This window comes from Roseovarius confluentis (genome assembly GCF_002917925.1).
Lineage (GTDB): Bacteria > Pseudomonadota > Alphaproteobacteria > Rhodobacterales > Rhodobacteraceae > Roseovarius > Roseovarius confluentis.
Genome location: NZ_PPFE01000013.1, coordinates 77757 through 88759, shown reverse-complemented (window position 1 = coordinate 88759; position 11003 = coordinate 77757). Strand labels below are relative to the sequence as shown.

The window sequence follows — 11003 nt, the reverse complement described above, 5'->3', positions numbered from 1 at the left end:
CGACGAGACACCAGCCGTGATCTGACGCGGTGCAGTGCTTGCAGGTCGAGCTGGTCCTGGCTCTTCTCGGAAACCGTCTGCAGGTTGGGCCGAAGCGCGGCTTCGGCGATTGCCTCAGCGTCGTTGTCGTCGTTCTTCTGCCCTTTGTTGAAAGGCTTCACATAGATCGCAGGGATGATCCTTGGCTCAAAGCCCATCTCGCGCAATGTCCGGCTCACAAAGCGTGCGCTCAGGCATGCCTCCATGCCCACAATACAACGTGGCAACTTCTCAAAGGTTGCCACCAACGCTAATCGCTTGATCTGCTTTCGCAGAACCCGCTGCCCCGAATGATCGAAACCCACCAAATGGAATGTGTCCTTGCCGATATCGACACCAATCGACATCAGTTCATCAAAGCCTGTCTTCGCCATGCTACTTCTCCTATCTGCAGAAATAGGCAGAGCCTAACCCGCTGGGTGAAGCAGCCGGTACATCCCATTAGCGGACATCGAAGCACTGAGAACTCGCTGCGGTGCAACATCACCAAACCAGACGTTCCTGGACCATCGTCACTGGCTCATAATTCTCACTTGCCTTTCGAAGCGTTCAGAAAATGTCGGTCTGAACTCGGGAGCCGGCTCAGGCACCGTCCCGGTCGTTTGGCAGCAGGCCCGCCGGATCAACCCCGCGCTTCTCGGCACTCGAACGAACTGCCTCGCGAAGAGCTTGGCTGCGCTCCAGCAATCGCCGAAATCGGTCCTCGTCCAGAACAAGCAGCGTCGTCGGCGCGATGGCGCGCACATCGGCACGACGTGCCTTGTTTGTCAGGATGGCCATCTGGCCAAACATCTCTCCGCGTCCCAAACGCCATGTCTGACCCGCGCTCTCCAGTTCGACAGCCCCGGACGCGATAAAAAAAACGCTCTTTGCGAAATTTTCCTTGCGCAAAAGAACTTCGCCGGCATCGACATAGCGAGTGACAAGTGACCGCCCCAGGCGCTTCATGACACTATCCTCGAGATCGGCAAAAAGCGGAAACTGGCGAACGAACGCTGCGCGCTGAACCGCGACATCAAGAGGAGGTCGTTCCTCCGCCGCCATTCGACGCGTGGCGAGTTCCTGCATCAGCGCCGTGTAGACCTCGGCACCGATCAGGCCGTCTTCTCGCATCGCGACATACTCCCGTTCCTCCATGCGGAGAGCTGTGCGGCGGATGAAGCGCCGTTCAAGTTCTTCAGCATAGCCGGGATATTGCAGTCTCAGACCTTCCAATGCGGTTGCGACTGCCTCAATCCGTCTGGACAGCAATTCATGCAACAGTTCGGCCACCCGTCGGCCATGGATGCGCCTGATGCGACCGTCGATGAATGATCCGAGATCGCGCAGGATCAGGCGTTGCGACAACATCAGTTCGAACCGGTCAGCGGTCATTCGAGCGAGCGGAGCAGAAAACCCAAGACGGCCATGTAGCAGAACCGCGGCCCGAAAAGCCCGGCCATATGCAACGCTTCGGCGCGCCGCGCGCTGGTAGCCGCTGCGGCCCTGCGTTCGGGCACCCTCGATCATCCTGTCAGCATCCGACAGGACCAGTTCCGCCATGCGGGCCGAGATCGTCCGCTCCCGTACCCGGGCCAGAATCGTGTCGCGTTCGTGGCCAGCCAGCGCGATGAGCCCCAGGGCGATGCGGTCGCGATCCAGAATATCCGAATTCTCTTCGGCCGATTTCACCGCGATGTCCAAGCGTTCACCAAATCGCTTGGCTTCGGAGCGCACTGTGTCCCGATGTAGATCGTAGTTGTCTGTGGTTCGAGCCACATCCTCGCGAACGGTCTGCAACGCGACAGCGACGACCTGCCGGGAAAGGGCCTCATCAATAGGAGAAAGCTGGTCAAGGCCGAGACGTCCGATGATCCAGCGCAGGGTCGTGCCCTGAACCAGAAGCGTGAACAGTGTGAAGCCGGTGGCGAGAATGCCAACCACCCGCTGAATATCGGCCGGGACGCGGGCACTTTCGGTCACAGCGAGGGCCAAGGCGAGAGTCACAGCCCCTCTGAGTCCACCCCACAGTATGGCAACCCTGTAGGGCCGCTCGACATCAGGAGAAAGCTTCAACTTTCTCAGAACCGGCATCAGACCGAACAGGATCGCCGCTCTCGCGATAATCGCTGCAATGGTGACGACACCGACCAAAAGAAAGTCCTCAATCCGGACTTCTTCAAGCAGCCGGGGGATCAAAAGCGCGGCGAGGATGAAGATGAGCGCGCCGGCCCAGTGGGCGAGCACGCCCCAGAGTTCCCGCAGGTTCGCCCATGACTGTGGCGGCAGCCGCCCAGGAGCTGTCAGGTTGAGGGTCAGCCCGGCGGCGACTACGGCTATCACGCCCGACGCTCCAATGCTCTGCTCCGCCACGATATACGAAAGATAAGGCAATGCCACGGAGACGGAGATCTGAGCCAGTTCGTGACGGTTGAATAGCGCCATCACCCAAACCGCGATGCGCGCCGCCAGCCAGCCGCTCGCCGCCCCGCCTGCAATGAGGATCGGAAACCGTGCCAGTGCATCTCCGAGGTCAGGGTCCGGGAGTCCCAGCATCACGAAGCCCATGAACAGACCGAACAAAGCAATGGCTGCGGCGTCGTTCAGAAGGCTCTCGCCCTCGATGATCCGTGCCAGACGCCGCGGTGCCGAGATGGAACGAAAGATCGAGACCACCGCCGACGGGTCAGTCGTCGATACGATTGCCCCAATCAGCAGGCAGGCCGCCAAGGGAAGCGCGCTCGCCCAGAAGAGGGCATACCCGACGGACACCGTAGCAACCACAACGGCAACCACCGCCAGCACCAAGATCGGCACCCAATCGTCCAGCATCCGACGCAGGTTCATTCCCAGTGTGGCCTGAAACAAAAGCGTAGGCAAAAAGACATAGAGGAAGACATTGGACCTGATCGGCAGACCGAGGATCGCCTCGGCGATCGGGTTGAGCGCGTCGGTCAATTCCGTTCTCAAAAAGAAGGTCGCACCGGCCCCGATAAGACTGCCGAGGACTGCAAGTATCACGCTATAGGGTAGTCGCACACGTGCAGCGAAAGGCTCGGCCGCGCCGATGATGAGGAAGAACGATGTAATAACGGTCGTAACGAGAATGATGTCCATGGATCGGGAATACCAGAAGATTCCCCGGACGCACGTGCGTTCTCATCTTTGGAAGCCGAGAAGCTCGACCCTACGAAGTGCAACAATCCGGTCATAAGCCCAAGATCGAGGCTATCTGCTGCGGTATTTCACATGTCACGCAAAACGTGCTGTGCACATGCGTCACCTTAGGTGATGACCATCAATGCGACCGACATGGTTTGGCGAGAACTTGCGACTGCCACACTGCACCGAGCTCAAACCGTTTTCTGCCCCCTTGCGGTGCGATTTAGCGCTGCCGTCCGCCCGCCATCGGTGCCGAGCACATCGATCATAACGATGCAGGCTTGGCAGAATGTCCGCTTCCGCAGTGGAACTCAGACCGGTTCCCGTTTGCAACGAACTTCCGGAATCCGCGCTTCCTGCATGTTGTGGCGAACGGCCCATTGCCGACATCGACAACTCCTCGGATAAATGTCCGCTTTTTTGTTTACAGAGTTCATCGTTTGGCCGACTACTTCGGGTTTGGTGCCGGCAGCGCAATGAGTTTCCGTTGCTCGTCATTGTCTCTTACCGTTCCTGCGATACAGCGAGCATCGTACGTACCTCTCAGAGGAACACCACTGTACGAGATGCGCGAATCCTGGTCCACCACCGAGATTAAATTCCACCTTTGGATTGTAGCTTCACCGTCATTCCCTCAAGCATGAGACAGGAAGGGGAACGGCCTGTCGCAATACGGCTTATGCAAAAACGGATGCCCCATACCTGCCTACAAGCTACCGGATGCAACATGCTTAAGGTTTTCCAGTCCATTGGAAATGTCAATGTTTGTTGATCGCAGCGACCAGAATGCACCGAACCAGTCAATGATCATGACACGTGCGATCGTTGAGGAGAAAAAATGCTCTCTTGACCCGGAAAAGCATCATGATGTCCTGGAGAACTTCACGATCGACAGTCCGGTCCCCTTCGATATCAATGCCGTCCTGAAGAGGCTTCAGCACCTAGATGAAGAAATGGTGCCCGGAGCGAAGGCGGATAAGCAGGGCCCCTATCACGGCAAGCTCAGCCGTCTAATCGGTCGCTTGGAAGCCAAGAGGAATGATCGCCGTTTAGCCTTCCTGTTCCAGCCTCCACCTGAATGTATGGACATGGCTTGGCTCGAACGGATGGTGCATGCCATCTCCGCGGGTCGTGGTGCCCAAGAAGACAGTCAGGGTGGCATAAAGATTATCGACTTTTCAGAGGTGCCATCTGATGTGTTGCCATTAATGGTAAGTCTCTTGGCTCAAATTATCTTCTCCACGAGCCTTTGGACGAAATCTGAAAAGCGCCATCCGATTGCAATCATGTGTGACGAAGCCCATCTATATATCCCGGAGCGTTTGCAGGCGGATAGTCCTGACGCCGTTGCTGTCGAGATATTCGAGCGGATCGCAAAAGAGGGCCGAAAATATGGTATCGGTCTCGTTGTAATTAGTCAGCGGCCTTCAGAAGTGAATCGGACCGTACTCAGTCAGTGTAATAATGTGGTCGCCATGCGCCTCACCAATGGAGACGACCAGAGCGTCATTCGCCGCCTCTTGCCGGATAGCCTTGGCAGCTTTGGTGACTTTCTGCCCGTCCTAGATATCGGTGAGGCACTAGTTGTTGGCGATGCCAGCCTTCTGCCAACTCGAATTCGAATAGCTGAGCCAAATATGAAGCCAGACAGTCAAACTGTTGCCTTCTGGGATCGGTGGAATGAAAATACCCCAATATCCGATACCGAGGCCTCTATTAGATCTTGGCGCAAGCAAAGTGCGTCTTGAGTTTGGCAAAATAGAGACGAGGCGCCCAGAGCTAATCTAGGTGAAGCCCGAAGTCGCCACACCTAGGCGTGCTCACATATTGCTGGATGAACCAATCAATCAAATTGGCTTCGGGGCACCGGATAGATAGAAGTCAATAGCGTGACTCTCTTTAGTTAAAATTGCAAGGCAAGGCCAGTGCCAAGAATCAGAACCAAAATCCTCAAAAGCGCCTTCTCTAAGGCGCTCGAGAAATTTCTACTGTCGGAATCTAGGAACATAGAGAGCGGAACAAGTGAGCGAAACCTATGCGCTAGGCTCGCCATGCACATGGAGGCGGAGGCAACTAGTTCCAACATCACCGGTTACTATGCTGACGTAGAGTACAACAGGAAGCAGGAAGGCCGAGTGAAGACCATACTGGATGAGAATATGGAAGAGGTGGCGATCACTTGCGACTTAATCTTACACAGCCGAGGGGAGTCTGTACTCGAGGATAACCTAATAGCTATAGAGATGAAACGCAGTACACACTCAACCGAAGCGACGGATTCTGACAGAAGACGCCTAAGAGCGATGACTAAATCTTCATTTGATGATGTCTGGTCCGCAGATGGCATAGCTCACCCTGAACACGTATGTGGATATCGAATAGGATATCTATTGGTGCTCAATATACCCCAAAGAACTGTTGCTGTTGAAGAATATGCAGGTGGCGAATTCGTTGGTATAAGCTCCATGTCATTCTAGAGAATTCTGGATGCGGCCCCAATGTGATCGCCTGGAAACGCAAGATATATATCATTCTAGCGTCCAGCATATTTACCCCCCCCCTGCTAGAAGATCTGGACTTAGGCGGGGTAGATTGAACGATTGAATGGGATTGCAAGTTTTGTCCGCTTTCCCGACTTTGGCGGGTCGGGCCAAGCGGTGTGATGCCACTGATGCCGCTTTGGGGAAGCCCCTCAGTAGAGATGCCACCCCGGAACGGCAGGTCATGGCCGAACTATCCCGACAAACTAAGATCCGCTGAACGCGGAACCGCATCCACATACTGCCCGGCCTTCCCTCATACGATTACACCGGTCGACTTGGCCTTCTGCACCCGCGGAGTACGGCTGGCATCGCCACAGCCAGACATGCAAACGGCCCCGGGTACTCCCCGGGGCCGATTTTTTATCGTCTCAGCCAAAATGGCCTTGTGAGACGGTTAGGTCATGTCGCCTGACCCGCCACAAGAACAACGACACCCTATAGCATCACGCGCACTTTGAGTGCCCGCAGGACGCACAGGTCAGGCACCCTTCGACCTTGCGCATGTCATAGCTGCCACAAGACGGGCAGGCCGGGCCGCGCGGCGCGTCCAGATTCACCACATTGGCCGTCGGATCTTCCTTCAGGCCCAGCCCTTCGCCTTCGAGAAAGCCGATATTGATCATGTGGTTCTCCAGCACGCCACCGATCGCGGCCAGCATCGAGGGGATATACTTCCCGTTCATCCATGCGCCGCCGCGCGGATCAAACACTGCCTTCAGCTCCTCGACCACGAAAGACACGTCGCCGCCCCGCCGGAACACCGCGCTGATCATCCGCGTCAGTGCCACGGTCCAAGCGAAATGCTCCATGTTCTTGGAGTTGATGAACACCTCGAAGGGCCGCCGGCGCCCTTCCAGCACGATATCGTTCACCGTCACGTAAATCGCGTGGCTGCTGTCCGGCCATTTCAGCTTGTACGTCGCGCCTTCCAACTCTGTCGGCCGATCCAGCGGCTCGGACATGTAAACCACCTCGCCGCCCTCCACCGGCATCGGCACCTTTTCTTCCGACTCCACGCTCAGCACGCTGCCGGTGATGTCGTTGGGCCGGTACGTGGTGCACCCCTTGCAACCGGTATCCCAGGCCTGCATGTAGACTTCCTTGAACGCCTCGAACCCGATATCGGCGGGCACGTTGATCGTCTTGGAAATGCTGCTGTCGACCCATTTCTGCGCCGCCGCCTGCATCTTCACATGCGCCTGCGGCTCCAGCGTCTGCGCATTGACGAAATAGTCCGGCAATTCCCTGTCGCCGAACCGCTCGCGCCACATCTGCACGGCGTAATCCACCACCTCTTCCTCGGTGCGGCTGCCATCCTTCTGCAACACCTTGCGGGTATAGGAATACGCAAAGACCGGCTCGATCCCGCTACTGACGTTGCCGGCATAAAGGCTGATCGTACCCGTGGGCGCGACACTGGTCAGCAACGCATTGCGGATGCCATGTTCGGCGACCGCCGCACGCACATCCTCGTCCATCGCCTGCATCATGCCACTCTGCAAATAGGGCTCCGCCTCGAACAGCGGAAACGCTCCCTTCTCCCTTGCCAGTTCCACGGACGCCAGGTAAGCCGCCCGCGCAATCGCCTTCATCCAGGCCTCGCATTGCGCCGCCGCTTCGTCGTCGCCATAGCGCAACCCGCACATCAAGAGCGCATCGGCCAGCCCCGTGACCCCCAGTCCGATCCGCCGCTTGGCCTGCGCCTCGGCGCGCTGCTCGGGCAGAGGAAATTTCGACACGTCCACAACGTTGTCCATCATCCGCACCGCGGTCGCGACCAGATCGGCCAGCGCGTCCGCGTCTATCCCTGCACCCTCCTCGAACGGTTCCGTCACCAGCCGCGCCAGGTTGATCGACCCCAAAAGGCACGCACCATACGGCGGCAACGGCTGCTCGCCACAGGGGTTGGTCGCTGCGATCGTCTCGGCGTAATGCAGGTTGTTGGCGGTGTTGATCCGGTCGATGAAGATCACGCCCGGCTCGGCAAAATCATAGGTCGCCTGCATGATCCGGTTCCACAGGTGCCGCGCCTCGACCGTCTTATAAACCTTGTCGCCAAAGACCAGCTCCCACGGCCCGTCCGCTTTCACGGCCTCCATGAAATCATCCGTCACCAGAACGCTCAGGTTGAACATCCGCAGCCGCGCCGCGTCGCTCTTCACCGCGATGAAATCCTCGATATCCGGATGATCGCACCGCATCGTCGCCATCATCGCGCCGCGCCGGCTACCGGCACTCATGATCGTGCGGCACATCGCATCCCACACATCCATGAAGCTCAAAGGCCCACTGGCGTCCGCCGCCACCCCCTCGACCAACGCGCCTTTGGGCCGGATGGTCGAGAAATCGTACCCGATCCCGCCCCCCTGCTGCATGGTCAGCGCCGCCTCGCGCAGCCCTTCGAATATCCCGCTCATGCTGTCGGGGATCGTCCCCATCACGAAACAGTTGAACAGCGTCACCGCCCGGCCCGTCCCGGCCCCCGCCGTGATCCGACCGGCGGGCAGGAACCTGAAGTCCTCCAGCGCGTGATAGAACCGCTCCTCCCACGCATCGGGCTCGGCCTCGGCCTGCGCCACCGCCCGCGCAATCCGGCGCCAGCTGTCTTCCACCGTACCATCCACCGGCGTGCCGTCCGCCTCTTTAAGGCGATATTTCATATCCCAGATAGCCTCGGCGATGGGGGCAGCGAATCGAGTCATGGCAGCACACTTATGGTAGAGGAACAGACCGAAGACACTACAGATTGCGCTCGCCCCGGTCAATCCGGCCATGCCGCACAATCCCCCGGCCACCGCCTTTTTCTTGCACCATACACTCCGGGGGTCTGGGGGCAGCGCCCCCAGGGCCTGCGTGGCCCGAACGGAACTGAAACTGCGTGCCAGGGGCACCCCACAAGGTCGCATCCGCTTGAAATCCCCCGCCCCGGCCATAGGATATGGATCGGTGGAAATGGGGGCAGTCGTGGCAGACCCGAAAATACATCTCGTCAAGCTTTCGGTCGGCACGGAAACCGTCGAGAGCCTTATCGCCTGGCAATCCAGCAAACAGGCGCAGGGCCCCGACGGCCTGGCGCGCCACGTAACCCGCATGTGGCCCCGGCGCGAGGCCGAGCTGCTCGAAGGCGGCTCGATCTACTGGGTGATCCAGGGATTGATCCAGTGCCGCCAGCGCATCCTGCGCCTCGACGAGGTGATCCGCGCCGACGGCATCCGCCGCTGCGGCATCGTGCTGGAGCCCCAGATCATCCGCACCACCACCGCCCGCAAGCGCCCGTTCCAGGGCTGGCGCTATCTTTCCCCCGCTGACGCGCCGGCCGACCTGCCTGAAAACCGCCAGGACGAAGACGCGCTGCCCGCGGATCTCAGCGCCGCGCTGGCCGATATCGGCGTGCTCTGACCGCGCCGTCTCGGCGCGCTTGCACGACGCATGACCAAACGCGCCCTGCACAGGCGCACACCCACTTGATCGTTTGCAAACCAAACGCCCCGGAACAGGCAAATTTCCGCGCTCAAGCATTGAAAAGCGGGAGGTATTCAGCGGCTTTCCGCCTGAAACCGGTCCCGTTTCGAGCGCCGCGCCGCCACTCACGCGCAGGTGATCCTGCGTGTGCCGGCACCCCCCTTGTGGCGCGCCCGGCGCGGACCATATCTGCCCAACACAGCGCCAAGAAGACGCGCTGCGGAACGAAACAGACATGCCGAAAGGACAGCATGATGAAACGAGCAACACCGATCCTCGCGGCCGCCCTCGCCGTTGGCGCCGCCCCCGCATTTGCAGGCAACACGTCGGCCCCGGTCGACGATACGATCGTTGCCGCGCCGCAACCCGCACCTGTGCCGACCAATAATTTTGGCCCCAACTGGACCGGCGCCTATGGCGGTGTCCAACTTGGTTACGGTGACGTCGACACGAACGTGTCGGGCAATGACGATGGCGTGATCGGCGGTCTGACCGCGGGTTACGACTATGACCTCGGTAATTTCGTGGTCGGTGGCGGCCTTGACTATGACTTCGCCGATATCGGCGTGGCCAACAACGCGGCGACGCTGGAAAACGTGTTCCGCGCCAAGGTCCGCGGCGGCTACAAGCTGGGTGATGGCCTGCTTTATGCCACCGGCGGTTACGCCCAGGCCGACACCGACAACCTCGGCAGCGACGATGGCTATTTCATCGGCGGCGGCTACGAGCACATGATCACCCAGAACTTCTCGATGGGTGGCGAACTGCTCTATCACGAGTTCGACGATTACAACAACACCGCGGTCGACGTCGAAGCGACGACCCTGCAAGTTCGCGGCACCTACCGCTTCTAGTTCCGACTGCCAGGGCGTTTCCGCATGCTGGCGACGGACGAACGGAAAACCAAGGCCCGGGCGCGCAACTTGCCTGCCCGGGCCTAACCTTTTGTAGCGTTTCAGGCCTCCAAAAGTTCCAATCACAAAACCGCGAGAGCAGAATAAAGCGGATTCCCGCTCAAGGTGTATCCCGCGCGCATCGCCTTTGGGAATTAGTCTCCGCAAATTCCGTCTTTCAGGTACAATCCCTTGCACAGGCGGGGCATCAGACCATATGCCCAGCACAACGGCGCATCTGCAACCTTGCCGCGTCTTAATGTAAGTAAATGGTCCTGAAAGGATAAGAACATGAAACGAGCAACGCCCCTTCTCGCGGCCGCCTTCGCGCTTGGTGCCGCGCCCGCATTCGCCGGCAACCTGACGCCGGTGGAGGACGACGTCGTCGCACCGCCGCCGCCGGCGCCGGTCGCAACGACCCCGAACTGGACCGGCCTCTATGGCGGTGCGCAGTTGGGTTACAACAACCTCGATTCCAACATCTCCGGCGGCGACGATGCCGTGATCGGCGGTCTTTTCGTCGGTTACGACTACGACTTCGGCAACTTCGTGCTGGGCAGCAGCCTCGACTACGACTTCACCGACGCCGAAATCTCGACCGCGCCCAATCCGCAGGTCGACCTCGAGAACATCTTCCGCGCCAAGCTGCGCGCCGGCTACAAGCTGGGCAATGGCCTGATCTACGGCACCGGCGGCTACGCCAAGGCGTTCACGGACAACCTCGGCGACGATGACGGCTACTTCGTCGGCGCAGGCTATGAGACGATGGTCACCGACAGCTTCTCGCTCGGCGGGGAACTGCTCTACCACGAGTTCGACAATTTCAACGGCTCCAATGCCGATGTCGAGCCGACCACGGTTCAACTGCGCGGCACGTTCCGCTTCTGATCCGAGACATTGGGTCTTGCCGCCCGGTGCACCGGGC

Annotated in this window: 8 protein-coding genes; 5 read left to right on the top strand and 3 right to left on the bottom strand. The window is 59.2% G+C overall.

From position 1 onward, the window contains the following. Nucleotides 1–413: IS110 family transposase (locus C2I35_RS20400; RefSeq protein ID WP_146050098.1), on the bottom strand; the 413-nt coding region annotated here is incomplete at its 3' end. A gap of 208 nt (nt 414–621) precedes the next feature. Beyond that, entirely contained in the window at nt 622–3135 is a 2514-nt protein-coding gene (locus tag C2I35_RS20395) for a cation:proton antiporter (protein ID WP_103764884.1), read from the bottom strand. Nucleotides 3136–3941: 806 nt separating this feature from the next. Between C2I35_RS20395 and C2I35_RS20390 the strand changes: the two genes are divergently transcribed. Next, a complete protein-coding gene (locus C2I35_RS20390; RefSeq protein ID WP_103764883.1) occupies nt 3942–4928 on the top strand; it encodes an ATP-binding protein in 987 nt (328 codons plus the stop codon). 177 nt (nt 4929–5105) lie between these two features. Then, a complete protein-coding gene (locus tag C2I35_RS20385) occupies nt 5106–5657 on the top strand; it encodes a hypothetical protein (RefSeq protein WP_211286199.1) in 552 nt (183 codons plus the stop codon). A 509-nt stretch (nt 5658–6166) separates the two neighbouring features. Here the strand turns inward: C2I35_RS20385 and C2I35_RS20380 are convergent. Beyond that, nucleotides 6167–8425, bottom strand: coding sequence for an adenosylcobalamin-dependent ribonucleoside-diphosphate reductase (locus tag C2I35_RS20380; protein WP_103764882.1), 2259 nt, complete (start codon nt 8423–8425; stop codon nt 6167–6169). Nucleotides 8426–8675: 250 nt separating this feature from the next. Between C2I35_RS20380 and C2I35_RS20375 the strand changes: the two genes are divergently transcribed. From C2I35_RS20375 to C2I35_RS20365, 3 genes are all read left to right on the top strand, one after another. Further along, entirely contained in the window at nt 8676–9122 is a 447-nt protein-coding gene (locus tag C2I35_RS20375; protein ID WP_103764881.1) for a DUF1489 family protein, read from the top strand. A gap of 317 nt (nt 9123–9439) precedes the next feature. Next, nucleotides 9440–10039, top strand: coding sequence for an outer membrane protein (locus C2I35_RS20370; protein WP_103764890.1), 600 nt, complete (start codon nt 9440–9442; stop codon nt 10037–10039). Between the two features lie 330 nt (nt 10040–10369). Further along, a complete protein-coding gene (locus tag C2I35_RS20365; protein WP_103764880.1) occupies nt 10370–10966 on the top strand; it encodes an outer membrane protein in 597 nt (198 codons plus the stop codon). Nucleotides 10967–11003: the final 37 nt, after the last annotated feature.

Coding starts and splice junctions, on each gene's coding strand:
- C2I35_RS20370 (WP_103764890.1), top strand. CDS start 9,440: ATGAAACGAGCAACACCGATCCTCGCGGCCGCCCTCGCCGTTGGCGCC.
- C2I35_RS20390 (WP_103764883.1), top strand. CDS start 3,942: ATGTTTGTTGATCGCAGCGACCAGAATGCACCGAACCAGTCAATGATC.
- C2I35_RS20375 (WP_103764881.1), top strand. CDS start 8,676: ATGGGGGCAGTCGTGGCAGACCCGAAAATACATCTCGTCAAGCTTTCG.
- C2I35_RS20395 (WP_103764884.1), bottom strand. CDS start 3,135: ATGGACATCATTCTCGTTACGACCGTTATTACATCGTTCTTCCTCATC.
- C2I35_RS20365 (WP_103764880.1), top strand. CDS start 10,370: ATGAAACGAGCAACGCCCCTTCTCGCGGCCGCCTTCGCGCTTGGTGCC.
- C2I35_RS20380 (WP_103764882.1), bottom strand. CDS start 8,425: ATGACTCGATTCGCTGCCCCCATCGCCGAGGCTATCTGGGATATGAAA.